Raw genomic sequence first — 15,283 nt, forward strand, 5'->3', positions numbered from 1 at the left:
CACAAGGACAAGGTCGACGGCTTCGTCGACTCGACCTCGTCCTCGCGTTACTACCCGCGCCTTGCGATGGGTTCGCTGGAGCTGTCGACGATCGACAAGCTGCAGGCCTTCGCCGAAAAGAACATCGCGCCGACCTCGCGTCGTGATGCCGAAACCGCCGTGGCCACCATCCGCTATCGCAACATGGTGCGCACGCAACGCCTGCCGGCCGTCGATGCCTGGTTGAAAAAGAACGGCTGATAAGTCGTCATGAGTGTTTAGCCGCCGGCCTTCGGGCCGGCGGCTTTTTTATGCGTAAGCGGGTAGCTGCTGCGCAGCTCATGTCCAGGCGGCTCCGCCGCAAGAGCCGGGAAGGTCGCTCCCTGTAGGAGCCGATTCATCGGCGATCGGGTGCTAGCCTCATGATCGGGATATGGCCCGCAACCCGATCCGTCTAAACTGCCCACCACCTAACGCCGGACCCTTCGCAATGAACCATCGCGTCGCCCGCAATATCCTGTGGGCCTGCCTCACCATCGCGCTCGCCCCCACCGCCTGCGCCCACGGCGACACCATCCCCGTCCACCCCTACCGCGTCGTCCACACCTATCCCCACGATCCCACCGCTTTCACCGAGGGCCTCTTCTACGAAGACGGCTACCTTTACGAGAGCACCGGTGAGTTCGTCGGTGCCGGCGTGCGCAAGGTGAAGCTGGAGACGGGCGAGATCGTGCAGCGACGCGACACACCGGCCGGCTACTTCGGTGAGGGCATCATCGCGTCAGGCCAGCGCATCCTGCAGCTGTCCTGGCAGCAGGGTGTCGGCTTCATCTACGACAAGGCCAGCTTCAAGCTGATCGACCAGATCCGCTATCCCGGCGAGGGCTGGGCGATGACGCGCGATGCCAATCACATCTACATGAGCGATGGCACGCCGGTTATTCGCATTCTCGATCCGCAGACCTTTGCACAAACCGGGTCGATCCCGGTCACGGCGAACGGCGAGCCGTTGCAGCAGATCAATGAGCTGGAGTGGGTGAAGGGGAAGATTTACGCGAACGTCTGGCAGACGGCGCGGATTGCGGAGATCGATCCGGCGACGGGACATGTCGTGGGGTGGATCGACATGACGAAGTTGGTGCAGGCGCAGACGGTGGGGGATCCGGAGAATGATGTTCTCAACGGGATCGCTTATGACGCGGGGCGGGATCGGTTGTTTGTGACCGGGAAGCGGTGGCGGTCGGTTTATGAGATCAGGGTTGGGAAGTGAACTAGGCTTCGCAGGCGTCCATGAGGGCATCGCGGAAGCAGGGGGCATCGACGAGTTTGGCGGCCAGGGTGCCTTTGAAGGCGTCGCCGAGGCCGCAGGTGCCGGCGCGGTAGACGTCCGCCGAGTCGCCGTGGCGATCGGTGCCGTGGGAGACCAGGCAAGTCTTGTCGAGCGAGACGACGACGGTGCCGGCACAGAGGCGGCGGGCGAGGGCGTTGATCGTGGTGTCGTCCATGCCGGTCACCGTGCTGGCGGTGACGTCGATGGAGAGGAAGCGTCCGCAGCAGCGCGCGAACTCGTGCAGGCTGAGCAACAGGACATCCGTGCTCGCGAACTCGCGCACGGACAGATCCGGTGGCAACGGGCCCGGATCGAGAATGCGCAGCAGGCGCTTCTCACCGGCCAGCTCCAGCGTGGCGGCGACGGTGTCGATGTTCGCTTCGGCAGAAATCAACATCACCTTGGCGCTGTCGAAAAGATCCGACTGCGCGGCGACGAAGTCCGCTTCGAGAAAGGCGTTGGCACCGGAGGACAGCGCGGAAATCGTCTGCCCCTTCGCATCGACGATCAGCGCCGTGCGTCCCGTACGTACACCGGTCGTCACCTGCCAGCGTGCATCGACCAACGGCGGCAGGCCGGACGGATCGATCACGTCGTCGCCAATGGCGGCAATCAGGCCGACCGCGACGCCCGCATGCGAGGCCGCCACCGCCTGATGAAAGGCCTTCCCGCCGGGCCGACGCTCGAAAGCATCGGCATAGGCGGGCTCGCCGTTACGCGGCAGCTGCGGCGTCTGCCAGCGCTCTTCTTCGCTGTAACCGCCGATGACGATAAGACGTACGGCGGACATTCCTCAGAACTGCTCGAGCACGCCGGCGATGGTCGCCGTCATGAACGTGGCGATGGAGCCGCCGAGCACGGCGCGCAGGCCGAGGCGGGCGAGGTCGCCGCGACGGTTCGGGGCGAGGCCGCCGATGCCGCCGATCTGGATCGCGATGGACGAGAAGTTGGCGAAGCCGCACAGCGCATACGTCGCGATGAGACGGCTCTGCGGCAGCAGCTGGTCGAGGTGCTTGGCGAGGTCGGCATAGGCGACGAATTCGTTGATCACCACCTTCTCGCCGATGAAGCTGCCGACCAGGGTCGCATCCTGCCAGGGCACGCCGATCAGCCAGGCGATGGGCGAGAGCACCCAGCCGAAGATCGTCTCGAGGCTGAGCTTCACTTCGTGGCCGTTGAGGTTCGTCAGCCAGGTATTGAGGCTGTGATCGCCACCGAGCGTGCCGAGCCACTGCACCGGACCGTTCACCAGCGCGATGAGCGCGATGAAGGCGAGCAGCATGGCGCCGACGTTCATGGCCAGCTTGAGGCCGTCGCCCGCACCCGTGGCAGCGGCGTCGATGACGTTGGCGGTGGTCTTCTCGACGTCGATCTTCACGGTGCCGCGGGTCAGCGGCTCCTGCGTTTCGGGTACGAGGATCTTGGCCAGCACCATGGTGGCCGGCGCGGCCATGACGGATGCGGTCAGCAGGTGCTTCGCATAGAACATGCGCTGCGCCGGATCGTCGCCGCCGAGCATCGCGACATAGGCGGCCATCACGGAGCCGGCGATGTGCGCCATGCCGCCGATCATGACGGTCATGAGCTCGGCCTGGGTCATGCGCTCGATGTAGGGCTTGATGGTCAGCGGTGCTTCGGTCTGGCCGATGAATACGCTGGCGCAGACGCTGGTGGTCTCCGCGCCGGAGACGCGCATCACCTTGGTGATGACCCAGGCCATGCCCTTGACGATCTGCTGCATCACGCCGATGTGGTACAGCACGCCGGTGAGGGCGGCGAAGAACACGATGGTCGGCAGCACCTTCACGGCGAAGATCACGCCGAACTTGGAGCTGTCGAGCAGGCTGCCGAAGATGAAGCGCGAGCCGACGTCGACGTAGTCGAGCAGGTGCACGAAGCCGGTGGCGATGGCGTCGAAGACGTCACGGCCCAGGGGCACCTTGAGCACGACCGCCGCGAAGCCGATCTGCAGGGCGATACCGGTGGCGACGAGTTTCCAGTCGACCACACGCTTGTTGTTCGAGAAACAGAAGGCGATGGCGAGAAGCATCGCCAAACCGAACAGGCCAAAACCTACGTGGCCCAGCAGACCCAGCATCGTGACGTACCCCTATGAAGGCCGGGGGTAGCCCCGTGACCGCTTTATGAGAATTTCAGCAAAGACGGGAGGTTACGGGAGGTGGACTTATCGGGCAAGGTCGCCCGCGAAATTGGCGTTGCGACGGGCCTGGGCTACGCTTGGGCCATGAGCCTCTTCCTGACCATCGCCCTCGTCCATATCGTCGCCCTGATCACGCCGGGGCCCGATTTCTTCTTCGTTTCCCAGCTGGCCGCCAGCCGTTCGCGGCGCGAGGCCCTGGCCGGTGTCGTCGGCATCGGGCTGGGCGTGGCGGTCTGGGCCGCCCTGGCCTTGCTCGGCCTGCATGTGCTCCTGCAACGACTGGCCTGGCTGGAGCGCGGCATCGCCATCCTCGGCGGGGCTTACCTTTGCTGGATGGGTTTCCAGATGCTCCGCGCGGCCTGGCGAGCCAAGCCGGACGCCGAGGCGCCGACGGTGGATGTTCGTGGCTCCAGCCCCTGGAAGGCGCTAGTCCGCGGCCTGGCGACCAACCTGGCCAATCCGAAGGCGGCGATCTACTTCGCGTCCATCTTCTCGGCCTTCGTCGGCGACGAGATGACTGCGGGCGCGCGCTGGGGCCTGTGGGCGATGATCACCGTGGAGGCGATGCTCTGGTTCGCCGTGGTGGCAGGCATCTTCGCCTTGCCGGCCATGCGCCGCGGCTATGTCCGGGCCAGCCGTTGGATCGATGGCGGGGCAGGGGCGATCTTCTCGCTGTTCGGTCTGTACCTGATCTTCGGCCGCCGCGCGGCCTAGTCTTTCTCGAGGTTCTTCGTCACCTGGGCGAGGCTTTCCGCGAGGACAGCCAGGTCCGGTGTGCCCAGGCCTTCGAGTGCGCTGCGTGCGAGGTCGGCGACCAGGGCGCGAACGCGCTCGGCCATGCGCTTGCCGGCCACGGTCAGGCCGATGTCGACCAGGCGGCGATCCGCCTCGTTGCGCACGCGGCGCATCAGTCCTCGCTCGATGCCGGCATCCACCGCATGCGTCACCGTGCTGGCGTTGACGCCGCAGGCGGAGGCCAGTTCGGTGGAAATCATGCTGCCGCGCGTGGCCAGCAGCAGGAGCATGTCGCTCTGCAGGGCCGTGATGCCGAACTCGCGCTGGGCGCGGCGGCCGACCGCATCGCGCAATCGCGAGCCGGCCAGCATGAGGTCGCGGCCAAGGTCGAGCGCAGTGCCACTGTTGTCTTCGTCGTCGCCGCTCATGAGCCTGCCGGTGCCGCGGTCATACGGGGGATTTCCTGCCGCGTGATGTCGGGTCAAGGATACGCAGCGGATGGAATGATGGATTGACTGAAAGCACAATCGTTTGGCGTTTCCGGCCCGCGTTTGTGGAATTCAGTCGGCGGAACGACGCCACGCCCCGGGCGGCATGCCGACCGTGCGGGTGAATACCCGGGTGAAGTGGCTCTGCTCGGCAAAGCCGCAGGCCAGCGCGATATCCGCCAGTGAGAGGTGGTTGATGCGAAGCATGTCCTGGGCGCGCTGGATGCGTCGGTCGAGCAGCCAGCGGTGCGGCGGCTTGCCGATGCTGCGGCGGAACGCCCGCGAGAAGTGGTTGACCGAGAGGCCGCAGGCGTCGGCCACGTCGGAGACCGGGAACGACTGGTCGAGCCGCTCTTCCATATAGGCGATCGCACGACGTTCCTGCCAGCCGGCAAGTCCACCGCGCGGGGCGCCGGGATCGTCGCGGCCCGAGGTACACGGCAGGATGGCGCGGAGGGCAAGCGCGACATGGGCGAGCAACGGGGTATTCGGCACCTCGGTGCGTAGCGTGTCGAAGAGCACCTGGGCCAGGGTATGCACGGCCGGCGGATGAGCGGCTCCGCTCCCGGCCGGATGCTGGCGCCGGAACAGGATCGCTCCCGTGCCTTCGTCCGCCGCGCGCGTGGCCCGGTAGACCAGGAGTAGTTCGTCCTCGAGTCCGTCGACGGCATCGAGCAGGATCTCGGTGACTTCGTCGCGCTGGCGCAGCTCCTGGAGCAGGCTATGTCGTCCTTTCGGTCCGTCACCGCGATCCAGGGCGGCAGAACGCTGCGCCAGGTCGACGATGACCGTGGCCGTATGCGTTGACGTGGCGATACAGGCTGCTTCGGCGCGATACATGGGCCGATCCTCATGGGAAATCGGATGTGGATCGAAGCATTGCGCACGCAAGGATCGGCGCCTACCCCCTAATGGGGTATGTCACGTTTGTGTCACACCCCGTCGACTTCTTTCCGCGTGAGGATGTAGCCCAGGCCACCCTCGCGGAACCAGCGGTAGCCATACGGCTCCAGCAGGATCCGGTGCGTGCTCCGGCCTTCCGGCTCGCTGTGATCGTCCGACAAAAGGTTGACCAGTTTCCCGGCCAGCGTGAAGACCGCCTCGCACGGCGCATCGGAAAGATTGTGCAAGAAGAGGACCGAGTTCCCCCGCCAGGTGTAGCGCAGCATCAGGATGGCGTTGTCGTCGAGTGGCAGCACCTCGAAGTCGCCCCAGGAGACCTCGAGGATTTCCTTGCGCATGCGGATGACCCGTTCCATCCAGTTGAGGAGGGAGCCGGGATCACGACGTTGCTCGGCCACGTTGACGTGGGCAAAGCCGAAGGGGCCCTCCGCGATGACCTTGCTGACGGCGCGCTTCGCGTCGGTGAACCCGGCCAGGCGCTCGGTGGACCACTGCATGGGCGTGCGTGCGCACTCGCGCTCGGGCAAGGAGAGGTCGTCCCCCATGCCGATCTCGTCGCCGTAGCGGATCACCGGCGTCCCCGGCAGTGTCAGCATGAGGCTGTAGGCCAGCTCGAGGCGGCGACGATCGTTGCGCAGCATGGGCGCAAGGCGCCGGCGGATGCCGCGGTCGTAGAGCTGCATGTCCTTGTCGGGACCAAATTCGGCAAAGACCCGTTCGCGCTGGCGCGGGGTCAACCGGCCCAGATCGAGCTCGTCGTGGTTGCGCAGGAACATCGCCCACTGCGCGGTGGCCGGTCGCGGCTTGGTCTTCTCCAGCGCGCCGACCAGAGGACGTACGTCGGCCGCGGCCAGGGCATAGAAGAGATTCTGGTTCACCTGGAAGTTGAACATCATCTGGAGCCGGTCACCGTCGTCACCGAAGTACTCCAGGTCGTCCTTCGGCAGGACGTTCGCTTCGCCCAGGATGATCGCGTCGCCTTGTCGCCACTGCAGCAACTCGCGGAATGAGCGCAGCATGTCGAACTGTTCCTTCGGCTTCTTGACATCGGCACCCTTGGTCGAGATGACGAAGGGCACGGCGTCCATGCGGAAGCCGGAGACACCCAACTGTGTCCAGAAGCCCATGATCTTGAGGATCTCGGCCTGCACATACGGATTGGAGGTGTCGAGATCGGGCTGGAAATCGTAGAACCGGTGGAAGTACCAGGCCTTGGCCTTTTTCTGGTAATTCCAGGTGCTTTTCTGCACGCCGGGAAACACCATGCCTTCGTTTGCATTGGCTGGCCGCGTCTTCGACCACACGTACCAGTCGCGGTACTTCGAGCTGGGATCGCGACAGGCTTCGCGGAACCAGGGGTGCTGGTCCGAGGTGTGGTTCACCACCAGGTCGATCAGCACGCGCATGCCACGTTGATGTGCTGCGTGGGTGAACTCGACGAAGTCGCCAAGCGTGCCGTAGCGGGGATCCACGTTGTAGTAGTCGCTGATGTCGTAGCCGCCGTCCTTGCAGGGCGAGGTCTGGAAGGGCATGAGCCAGACCGCGGTCACACCCAGGCCCTGCAGGTAGTCGAGCCGGCGACCGAGTCCCTGGAAATCGCCGATGCCGTCGCCGTTGGAGTCCTGGAAACTGCCGACGGACAGGCAGTAGATGATCGCGTTCTTGTACCAGAGGTCGTTGATCATGACGGCAGCCGGTGCACGAGGGTGGAGCAAGAGCCTACGAGGTAGCGCGTGAAGGCGTTCCCTACACATCTGCCCTGCTTCTGTACCGGGACGCGCACAGGTTCGAAAGGTACGGGCATGACACAACCGCTGTGGTGGCAAGACGGCGTCATCTACCAGATCTACCCCCGCTCTTTCGCCGACGCCAACGGTGACGGCATCGGGGATCTCGAAGGCATCCGCGCCAAACTCGGCTACCTGGCCGAGCTGGGCATCCGCGCGTTGTGGATCTCGCCGGTCTTTCCCTCGCCGATGGCCGATTTCGGCTACGACGTCAGCGACTACCGGGGTATCGATCCCTTGTTCGGCGACATCGAGAGCATGGACGGGCTGATCGCCGATGCCCATGCCCTCGGCTTGAAGATCATCCTCGACTTCGTGCCGAACCACACCTCGGACCAACATCCCTGGTTTCGCGAAAGCCGGCGCTCGCGCGACAGCGCTTTCCGCGACTGGTATCTATGGCGCGATCCCGCACCGGGTGGTGGTCCGCCGAACAACTGGCTATCCAATTTCGGTGGTAGCGCCTGGGCCTTCGACCCGGTAACGGGCCAGTACTACCTGCACCTCTTCCTCGACAAGCAGCCCGACCTCAACTGGCGCAATCCCGTCGTCCGCGAAGCGATGTACGACGCCATGCGCTTCTGGCTCCGTCGCGGTGTGGATGGTTTCCGCGTGGACGTGCTCTACCACGTCATGAAGGACGCGCAGTTTCGCAACAACCCGGTCAATCCGGCCTACCGCGACGGCATCGACTCCGAGGCGAATCGCTTCCTGCCCGTCCACACGGCCGACTTGCCGGAGGTGCTCGGCGTCGTTACCGCCATGCGCGAGGTGATCGACGAGTTCCCCGAGCGCGTGTTGATCGGCGAGCTTTACCTGCCACTGGAGCGGATCGTCGCTTATTACGGGGAGCACCTCGACGGGGCGAACCTGCCATTCAATTTCCTGCTGATCGGTGCGCCCTGGGAGGCGCGTTACATCGCCAGCCTGATCGAACGCTACGAGGCGGCGTTGCCGCAGGGTGGCTGGCCCAACTGGGTGCTGGGCAATCACGACAAACCGCGCATCGCCTCGCGGGTGGGTGGCCTGCAGGCCCGGGTTGCCGCCGTGCTGTTGCTGACCCTGCGCGGCACGCCGACGATGTATTACGGCGACGAGATCGGCATGCACGATGGTGCGATCGCCGCGGGTCAGGTGCGTGATCCCTTCGAGCTCAACGAGCCCGGCAAGGGTCTCGGTCGCGATCCGCAGCGCACGCCGATGCGCTGGTTTCCTCGCGAAGGCGCCGGGTTCACGCGTGGTATCCCGTGGTTGCCGATCGGCGATCACCTTGCCACCTGCAATGTCGCCAGCGAGGCGGAAGATCATGCGTCCCTGCTGACGCTCTACAAGACGCTGCTTCGCCTGCGTCGTGACAGTCGCGCCCTCAGTGTCGGCCGCTTCCGGCTCCTGGCCGTCGATGACGCGGTGATGGTGTACGAGCGCAGCGACGGCGACGAGCGTTACGTCGTCGCGCTCAACTTCACCGATACCGAGCACAAGCTGCCCGTGCCTTGCCCGGGAACGCTGGTGCTGTCGACGGTGGTCGGCCACTCACTGGCGCTGCTTCGCGCGGGAGAGGCGCGGATCTATCGGGCCTGATCAGAGTATCCAGCGAAGGATAGCGATTACGACGATCAGGATCACCACGCCCGTCACGATGTGACGCAGGTAAGGGCCACCGGTCGCGCCGCCGTCGTAGCTGGCATCGTCGTATTCGTGGGACGCATCGCGGGGATGGCGAACGAAGGGTAGGCGGCGGCGTTTACGGGGCATGGGGAGAATGCTCGTGCTCGGGATGTGTCGGCGCGGTCAAGGCTCAATCGCCGATGCGCGATGTGTTCTTCAGTTCCTCGAGGATCTCCGGCCCACGGACGTCGATATGGTCGAGGTTGTTGACGTAGAAACGCACGAAGGGCTTCTCGGCATCCTTCGGCATCCAGGGCTTGGCCCAGACGAAGACGACACAGTAGCCGTCCGCTTCCGCGATGATCTTGTCGAGGCGTGCGCGCAACAGCTTGCGCACGGGATAGGCGTCGATCTCTTTCGCGGTGAGCGTGATCGTCGGCTTCAGTTCGATGTCGTCATGGCGGAAAGGGCGCGAGAACCGCAGGTAATAACCGCCTTCCTTCGTCGCCCGGAGGGACGCCGTGCCCCACCAGATGGCCCGCGTGTTGAGCTGGTCGGCGGCTTTTTGCCGATAGACATTGCGGAATAGCGCTTCGTAGGTGCTGGTTTCCCCGCCGATCTCCACGAGCGCCTCGGCCAGGTCCTTGTCACGACGATGCTCGAGAAACTTCTGCACCAACGACGAGAGACGGTAGTAGTGCCTCGATCGCGCCCGCAGCCCGGCCCCTGGCGCGGTCCCCATGCCAGCACGGGCATCGGCACCGGACCCAGCCCTCGTAGGAGCCGATTCATCGGCGATAGGGTGCTCGCCAAAACCTGGCCCGCTGCCGCGGGATCGCCGCTGAAGCGGCTCCCACAAGGCATCGGGGGCCGCAGCGTCGGGCTTCGACCCCGCCGGTAGCGAGCGGAAGTGATCGGCAGGCCGTTCGGCTTCGAAGACGTCCGGCCGCTTTTCCGCTTTCGTCTCGCCCTTGCCGTGGGCGATCTCGCAGGTCGCCGCATGGTCTTCGATGCGGCGCGAGCGGAAATAGGGCCGGATGCGAAGGTTTTGCTCGGGTTTGTCGAGGCAGGCGCAGATGAGCGGCGCGGTGCAATCGTGGCCGATGCAGGTGAACCGGGGTGTCGGGTTGAGCAGATCGGCCCAGTAAAGCTCGTAGGCACGCTCGGCGGTGAGGCGTTCGTTGCGTTCGGCGTTGAGCGCTTCTTCGATCGACACGTCGGGTTCCCGGCTTCCCTGATTGGACCTCACTCTAACTGGTAGGAGCCGATTTATCGGCGAACCCGCGGCAGAGGGACAGGTTTTGGCGAGCACCCTATCGCCGATGAATCGGCTCCTACCGAGAGCGGGGCGGGCTCAGAACGCGACGAAGCCGGCGGCGACCTCCAGGCCTAGGTCTACTTTCACGCCGCGCAGGAAGGCCAGCACTTCCTCGTAGCGGCCGGACTCGACCAGGACTTCGGCGGTCTGCAGGTCCAGGTGCTCGATGGGATCGTCCCGGTACCAGGCGATGCGGCGGGCTTCGTCCGGTTCGACGCGCGCGGCCTCGCGCAGCACCTGCCAGGCGTGGGATTTCCGCGCCGGACTATCGGCGGCGGAACGGATATCGACAATCTGTGCGTACGACATACCCATAACCTCGTTGCGGCGCCGAACCATCGCTCACACGCGCTCTCGACGACCAGCGTGCCTATCTATCCCTTCCCGATGCTTTCGTGCAGGAGCTATCCCAATGGCAAAAGTCCTCGTTCTCTACTACTCGGCTTATGGCCACATCGAAAAAATGGCCAACGCCGTGGCTGAAGGTGCGCGCGACGCCGGTGCGCATGTCGACATCAAGCGCGTGCCCGAAACCGTTCCCGACGATGTTGCAAAAAGCTCACATTACAAACTCGATCAGGCTGCTCCGATCGCGCGCGTCGACGAACTGGAATCCTACGACGCGATCATTATCGGCACCGGTACCCGCTACGGCCGCATGACCTCGCAGATGGCCAGCTTCCTCGACCAGACCGGCCCGCTGTGGGCACGTGGCGCGCTCAACGGCAAGGTCGGCGGCGCCTTCGCGTCGACGGCGACGCAGCACGGTGGTCAGGAAACGACCCTGTTCTCGATCATTACCAACCTGTTCCATCTGGGTCTGATCCCGGTAGGCCTGCCCTACAGTTTCCAGGGTCAGATGAAACTGGACGAAGTGACCGGTGGTTCGCCTTACGGAGCTACGACCATCGCCGCGAGCGACGGTTCCCGCCAGGTCAGCGAAAACGAACTCGCTGGCGCGCGCTTCCAGGGCAAGCACATTGCCGAGGTCGCCACGAAGCTGTTCGGTTAGCGATTACGCTTCCTGCCACTGCGAACGCCGCCAATGGCTCGGGCTCTGTCCGACCAGGCGGCGGAACAGGTTGCACAGATGGGCCTGGTCCGAGAGGCCGCAGGCGAGGGCGATCTGGCTGAGCGGTTCGCGGGTCTGCAGCATCAGGGTCTGCGCCCGCTCGACGCGGCGACGCATGATGTACGCATGCGGCGGATCGCCGAACGTGTCCTTGAAGGCGCGACAGAAATAGCTGCTGGACAGCCCGGCGATCGTGGCCAGGTGGTCGATGGTGATCGCGAAGCCAAGGTTTTCCTCGACATGGCTGGCGACCCGGCGTGCCTGCCACGGAGCGAGGCCGGCACCGACGCGGCGACGCGCCGACGCAGCGGTTTCCGTGTGACTTTCTTCGCGGTCCAGCAGGGCGGCGACCCGGGCGACACACGCGCGGGTGGTGGCCAGGTCGGTCTCGACCGCGGTCAGGGCCTGCTCGAGCAGGCGGGCGACGGTCGGTTCCTGCTCGGCGGCGGGGGCTTCGATGGCGAAGGGCGCAAGGGCATGCATGGCCTCGGCGGTGCGTGCACCACCGGTCCCGGCGAACGTATGGGTTTCGTATCGCATCAGCGTGAGCTCCACGGCAACGGGCGTGGGCGGTCTGCCCACGGTTGCAGCCTAGCCGCGATGCGGGGGTGTACTGAATTCTACAAAGGGACTGTAAAGCTCATACCAAAGGGTTAAACCTGCTGTTCTGCGAATATCTTGTAGCTGTCGTGCCGTAACGGTCAAAAACCATCACCGGCGTGCAAGACGGTCTGACGTCATTCGGACACGCTTCAGGCCGAATCTGCACAAGACGAACGGGCCGAGTCAAAGCGATGCCACCTTACCGACCCTTGCAAGCCACTGCCGGCGGCTCCTTCATCGGGCCACGCCGGGCCGTGGCTGGCCTGCTGATGGCCGCGGGAGGCCTGCTTTCGCTCGCCGTTTTCCTGGTCGATACCTTCACCGCGCTTCAGGGCGCCGTGGCCGTGGTGTACCTGGTCGTGGTGCTGCTGGTGGCGGCCAGCGGCAGCCGCCGCGCCATCGGTGGTGCCGCCTTCGGTTGCATGGGCCTGACCATCGTGTCCTTCGTCCTGGGCCACGGGTGGCCGGAACTGGACGCGGCCATGCTGCGCTGCCTGGTCAGCCTCTCCGCGATCGCGATCACCGCGGTCCTGTCGCTGCGTGCGCGTGATCGCATGGCGACCATCGCCGGCCAGGCCCGCCTGATCGAACTCACGCACGACTCGATTTTCGTGCGCGACATGGACGATGTCATCGTTCTGTGGAACACCGGCGCCGAGCAGCTCTACGGCTGGACGGCGAGCGAAGCCATGGGGCATCGCGCCACGGACCTGCTCGGCACCGCGCTGCCCGGTCATCACACCTGCGTGGACGCCGCGCTGTTCAGCACCGGGCGCTGGGAAGGCGAGGTGTCCCAGCGTCACCGCGATGGTCGCCTCGTGATCGTTGCCGCCCGTTGCGCGCTGTTGCGTGACGATCGCGGCAAGGCGCGGGTGATCCTCGAGGCCGGCACCGACGTGACGGCACGCCGCGCCGCCGATGCGGCCCTCGGCGAGAGCGAGCGCCGGTACCGCAGCATGTTCGAGAAGGCCCGTTTTTCCTTCTGGGAGGAAGACTGGACCCTTGTCATGGCCCGTATCGCCATCTTGCGCGAGGAGGGCGTGACCGACCTGGCCGCTTACCTTCAGGCCCACCCCGCCTTCGTCCGCGAATGCTGTGCCCTGGCCCTGGTCACCGACGTCAACGACGCCACCGTGCGCATGCTGGGTGCCCGCGCCCGCGAGGACCTGATCGGCCCGCTGGATCGTTTCCTGCCTGCCACGGACACCACCTTCAGCCGGGTGATCCTGACCATCGCGCAGGGCGGCGGCGTGGCGGAGGGCGAGACCCATCTCACCAACCTCAAGGGCGAGCGGCTCACCGTGCTGTTCGCGCTGAACATGCCGCTCGGGCCGACACGCTTCGACCGCGTCCTAGTCAGCGTGGTCGACATCACCGACCGCAAGCGTGCCGAACGCGCCCTGATGGCCGTCCAGTCGGAGCTGGCCCAAGCTGCCCGCATCACGGCACTGGGCGAGATGAGCGCGTCGATCGCCCACGAAGTGAACCAGCCGCTGGCCGCCATCGTGACCCACGGCGAAGCCAGCCTGCGCTGGCTGCGCCGCCCGGTGCCGGACCTGCATGAGGCCTGCGACGCGATCGAGCGCGTGGTGCGCGATGCGCGACGGGCGAGCGAGGTGGTCCACCGCGTGCGCAGTCTGGCCAGCAAGGAACCAAGGCAGCACGTCCGCTTCGACCTGGCGGCCCTGGTTGCCGAATGCGCGCTGCTGCTCGAAGGCGAGCTGGCCCAGCATCACATCATGCTGAGTGTCGACATCGCCCCCGAAGCGCCCTCGCCCCGCGGCGATCGCGTGCAATTGCAGCAGGTGGTGCTGAACCTGATGGCCAATGCGATTCGCGCGATGTCCTGCGTGCCCGGATCGCGCACGCTCGTTCTACGCGCCAGGCCCGATGGCGAAGAGGGCATCCTGGTCGAGGTCGAAGACAGTGGTACCGGCATCCCCGAGGACATCGCCGTCCATCTGTTCGACGCCTTCGTGACGACACGGGGCGGCGGCATGGGCATGGGTCTTGCCATTTGCCGCTCCACCGTGGAATCTCATGGCGGGCGCCTTTGGGCGACGAACCGCCCCGAAAGCGGGGCGACTTTTCACTTTACGCTGCCGGTCACGGTAGCCGAGGAGGCTGGCGCGTGACCCGGATGCCTCCCCCGATGACTCCGCCTTTGGCACCCGTCGTCTGCATCGTCGACGACGATGCCGCCGTTCGCGAAGCCCTCGACTCCCTGTTTCGTTCGGTGGGCCTCAATGTGGCCGCCTTTGGCAGCGCCGCCGATTTCCTGGCCCGCGACAATGCCAATGCACCCGGTTGCCTCGTCCTGGACGTGCGCCTGCCCGGGGTCAACGGGCTGGATTTCCAGGCCCAGCTGGCGGCGATGGACAACCCCCTGCCGATCGTCTTCATGACCGGGCACGGTGACATTCCCATGTCGGTGCGGGCCATGAAGGCGGGCGCGCTCGACTTCCTGTCCAAACCGTTCCGCGACCAGGACATGCTCGACGCGGTGAGCATGGCGATCGAGCGTGACGCGGTCGGGCGGCGCGATGCCGACGCGATCGGTGCGCTGCGCCTGGCCTATGCCTCGCTCACCCCGCGGGAGCGCGAGGTCATGCACCACGTCACGGCCGGGTTGATGAACAAGCAGGTGGGCGGCCTGTTGGGCCTGTCCGAGATCACCGTGAAGATCCATCGCGGCAACGTCATGCGCAAGATGGCGGCCCGTTCGCTCGCTGAGCTGGTCCGCCAGGCCGAGGCCCTCGCCGCCCATCCGTGACCCCAAGGGGTCACCGACCGCACACCTCCKTATGATTCCCATCGCGGGGCAGGGGGCGCACTGTAGGCCGGCACGATAGTGCTGGATGAGGACGACAGCTTGGCCGCGAACAGGATTGTGGCGATCGTTGACGACGACGAAGCGGTCCGGCAGGCGACCGCCAGCCTCGTGCGATCGCTGGGACATGAGGTGCGAGGCTTTGCTTCCGCTGAAGACTTCCTCCGCCCCGGTAGCGACGAGGGGATCGATTGCCTCGTCACCGATGTCCACATGCCAGGTATCGACGGCACCGATCTTCAGCGCCGCCTGATCGAGCGCGGGCGCACCTATCCCATCGTCTTCGTCTCCGGTTTCCTCGACGATGCCGTGCGCGAGAGCGTCATGGCCGCCGGCGCCTTCTGCTACCTCGGCAAACCGTTCCAGGGGGATACCCTGGTGACGTGCCTGGAGCGAGCCCTGTCCCGCTCCCACAACTAGGGCTGCCTTGTCCTGCCTTTGTAGGAGCCGATTCATCGGCGATCCCGCG

The 15,283-nt window shown here is 65.5% G+C and carries 17 protein-coding genes; 8 read left to right on the top strand and 9 right to left on the bottom strand.

Translation table 11 applies throughout. The features are described 5' to 3' along the window. A partial coding sequence (locus tag AC1DYM_RS13535; protein ID WP_477339119.1) for a hypothetical protein occupies positions 1 to 240 on the top strand: 240 nt, incomplete at its 5' end. 229 nt (positions 241 to 469) lie between these two features. Next, positions 470 to 1,249, top strand: coding sequence for a glutaminyl-peptide cyclotransferase (locus AC1DYM_RS13540; protein ID WP_477339121.1), 780 nt, complete (start codon positions 470 to 472; stop codon positions 1,247 to 1,249). A 1-nt stretch (position 1,250) separates the two neighbouring features. Here AC1DYM_RS13540 and AC1DYM_RS13545 read toward each other — a convergent pair whose 3' ends face one another. After that, positions 1,251 to 2,099 (bottom strand): PfkB family carbohydrate kinase, encoded by an 849-nt coding sequence (locus tag AC1DYM_RS13545; protein WP_477339123.1) that lies wholly within the window; start codon positions 2,097 to 2,099, stop codon positions 1,251 to 1,253. A 3-nt stretch (positions 2,100 to 2,102) separates the two neighbouring features. Next, positions 2,103 to 3,407, bottom strand: a complete 1,305-nt coding sequence (locus AC1DYM_RS13550) for a NupC/NupG family nucleoside CNT transporter (RefSeq protein ID WP_477339125.1) — start codon at positions 3,405 to 3,407, stop codon at positions 2,103 to 2,105. 147 nt (positions 3,408 to 3,554) lie between these two features. On the opposite strand from AC1DYM_RS13550, the gene rhtC reads away from it, so the two are divergent. After that, a complete protein-coding gene (gene rhtC / locus AC1DYM_RS13555; protein WP_477339127.1) occupies positions 3,555 to 4,184 on the top strand; it encodes a threonine export protein RhtC in 630 nt (209 codons plus the stop codon). Here the strand turns inward: rhtC and AC1DYM_RS13560 are convergent. The 3 genes from AC1DYM_RS13560 to AC1DYM_RS13570 all read right to left on the bottom strand — a co-directional run bounded on the left by AC1DYM_RS13560 (position 4,181) and on the right by AC1DYM_RS13570 (position 7,281). Next, entirely contained in the window at positions 4,181 to 4,633 is a 453-nt protein-coding gene (locus AC1DYM_RS13560; protein ID WP_477339129.1) for a MarR family winged helix-turn-helix transcriptional regulator, read from the bottom strand. The two genes, rhtC and AC1DYM_RS13560, sit on opposite strands and share 4 nt — an antisense overlap. Positions 4,634 to 4,765: 132 nt before the next feature. Next, positions 4,766 to 5,533 carry a helix-turn-helix transcriptional regulator gene (locus AC1DYM_RS13565; RefSeq protein WP_477339131.1) on the bottom strand — a complete coding sequence of 256 codons (768 nt, stop codon included), beginning with the start codon at positions 5,531 to 5,533 and terminating at the stop codon, positions 4,766 to 4,768. Between the two features lie 92 nt (positions 5,534 to 5,625). After that, positions 5,626 to 7,281, bottom strand: a complete 1,656-nt coding sequence (locus tag AC1DYM_RS13570) for an alpha-amylase family protein (protein ID WP_477339132.1) — start codon at positions 7,279 to 7,281, stop codon at positions 5,626 to 5,628. A gap of 117 nt (positions 7,282 to 7,398) precedes the next feature. Between AC1DYM_RS13570 and AC1DYM_RS13575 the strand changes: the two genes are divergently transcribed. Further along, a complete protein-coding gene (locus tag AC1DYM_RS13575; RefSeq protein ID WP_477339134.1) occupies positions 7,399 to 8,964 on the top strand; it encodes an alpha-amylase family glycosyl hydrolase in 1,566 nt (521 codons plus the stop codon). Here AC1DYM_RS13575 and AC1DYM_RS13580 read toward each other — a convergent pair whose 3' ends face one another. The 3 genes from AC1DYM_RS13580 to AC1DYM_RS13590 all read right to left on the bottom strand — a co-directional run bounded on the left by AC1DYM_RS13580 (position 8,965) and on the right by AC1DYM_RS13590 (position 10,618). Next, positions 8,965 to 9,138 carry a hypothetical protein gene (locus tag AC1DYM_RS13580; protein WP_477339136.1) on the bottom strand — a complete coding sequence of 58 codons (174 nt, stop codon included), beginning with the start codon at positions 9,136 to 9,138 and terminating at the stop codon, positions 8,965 to 8,967. It abuts the gene before it with no gap. Positions 9,139 to 9,181: 43 nt separating this feature from the next. After that, on the bottom strand, positions 9,182 to 10,207 hold the full coding sequence (locus tag AC1DYM_RS13585; protein ID WP_477339138.1) for a hypothetical protein: 1,026 nt from the start codon (positions 10,205 to 10,207) through the stop codon (positions 9,182 to 9,184). Positions 10,208 to 10,345: 138 nt separating this feature from the next. Further along, positions 10,346 to 10,618, bottom strand: a complete 273-nt coding sequence (locus AC1DYM_RS13590; protein WP_477339140.1) for a hypothetical protein — start codon at positions 10,616 to 10,618, stop codon at positions 10,346 to 10,348. Positions 10,619 to 10,721: 103 nt separating this feature from the next. On the opposite strand from AC1DYM_RS13590, the gene wrbA reads away from it, so the two are divergent. Then, on the top strand, positions 10,722 to 11,321 hold the full coding sequence (gene wrbA, locus AC1DYM_RS13595) for an NAD(P)H:quinone oxidoreductase (protein ID WP_477339142.1): 600 nt from the start codon (positions 10,722 to 10,724) through the stop codon (positions 11,319 to 11,321). Between the two features lie 3 nt (positions 11,322 to 11,324). On the opposite strand, the gene AC1DYM_RS13600 is transcribed toward wrbA, so the two are convergent. Then, on the bottom strand, positions 11,325 to 11,921 hold the full coding sequence (locus AC1DYM_RS13600) for a helix-turn-helix transcriptional regulator (protein ID WP_477339144.1): 597 nt from the start codon (positions 11,919 to 11,921) through the stop codon (positions 11,325 to 11,327). A 254-nt stretch (positions 11,922 to 12,175) separates the two neighbouring features. Between AC1DYM_RS13600 and AC1DYM_RS13605 the strand changes: the two genes are divergently transcribed. The 3 genes from AC1DYM_RS13605 to AC1DYM_RS13615 all read left to right on the top strand — a co-directional run bounded on the left by AC1DYM_RS13605 (position 12,176) and on the right by AC1DYM_RS13615 (position 15,234). Next, entirely contained in the window at positions 12,176 to 14,119 is a 1,944-nt protein-coding gene (locus AC1DYM_RS13605; RefSeq protein ID WP_477339146.1) for a PAS domain-containing sensor histidine kinase, read from the top strand. Positions 14,120 to 14,136: 17 nt separating this feature from the next. Beyond that, the gene (locus tag AC1DYM_RS13610; RefSeq protein ID WP_477339147.1) at positions 14,137 to 14,757 is read left to right on the top strand and encodes a response regulator transcription factor; all 621 of its coding nucleotides are present in this window, start codon (positions 14,137 to 14,139) and stop codon (positions 14,755 to 14,757) included. Between the two features lie 78 nt (positions 14,758 to 14,835). Continuing rightward, positions 14,836 to 15,234: a response regulator transcription factor gene (locus AC1DYM_RS13615; protein ID WP_477339149.1), complete on the top strand. Its 399-nt coding sequence runs from the start codon at positions 14,836 to 14,838 to the stop codon at positions 15,232 to 15,234. The last annotated feature ends 49 nt before the right edge of the window (positions 15,235 to 15,283 follow it).

This window comes from Luteibacter sp. P1_D3 (assembly GCF_056406135.1).

Coding starts and splice junctions, on each gene's coding strand:
- AC1DYM_RS13580 (WP_477339136.1), bottom strand. CDS start 9,138: ATGCCCCGTAAACGCCGCCGCCTACCCTTCGTTCGCCATCCCCGCGAT.
- wrbA (WP_477339142.1), top strand. CDS start 10,722: ATGGCAAAAGTCCTCGTTCTCTACTACTCGGCTTATGGCCACATCGAA.
- AC1DYM_RS13565 (WP_477339131.1), bottom strand. CDS start 5,533: ATGTATCGCGCCGAAGCAGCCTGTATCGCCACGTCAACGCATACGGCC.
- AC1DYM_RS13545 (WP_477339123.1), bottom strand. CDS start 2,099: ATGTCCGCCGTACGTCTTATCGTCATCGGCGGTTACAGCGAAGAAGAG.
- AC1DYM_RS13570 (WP_477339132.1), bottom strand. CDS start 7,281: ATGATCAACGACCTCTGGTACAAGAACGCGATCATCTACTGCCTGTCC.
- AC1DYM_RS13590 (WP_477339140.1), bottom strand. CDS start 10,618: ATGTCGTACGCACAGATTGTCGATATCCGTTCCGCCGCCGATAGTCCG.
- AC1DYM_RS13605 (WP_477339146.1), top strand. CDS start 12,176: ATGCCACCTTACCGACCCTTGCAAGCCACTGCCGGCGGCTCCTTCATC.
- AC1DYM_RS13600 (WP_477339144.1), bottom strand. CDS start 11,921: ATGCGATACGAAACCCATACGTTCGCCGGGACCGGTGGTGCACGCACC.
- AC1DYM_RS13610 (WP_477339147.1), top strand. CDS start 14,137: ATGACTCCGCCTTTGGCACCCGTCGTCTGCATCGTCGACGACGATGCC.
- AC1DYM_RS13560 (WP_477339129.1), bottom strand. CDS start 4,633: ATGAGCGGCGACGACGAAGACAACAGTGGCACTGCGCTCGACCTTGGC.
- AC1DYM_RS13575 (WP_477339134.1), top strand. CDS start 7,399: ATGACACAACCGCTGTGGTGGCAAGACGGCGTCATCTACCAGATCTAC.
- AC1DYM_RS13540 (WP_477339121.1), top strand. CDS start 470: ATGAACCATCGCGTCGCCCGCAATATCCTGTGGGCCTGCCTCACCATC.
- rhtC (WP_477339127.1), top strand. CDS start 3,555: ATGAGCCTCTTCCTGACCATCGCCCTCGTCCATATCGTCGCCCTGATC.
- AC1DYM_RS13550 (WP_477339125.1), bottom strand. CDS start 3,407: ATGCTGGGTCTGCTGGGCCACGTAGGTTTTGGCCTGTTCGGTTTGGCG.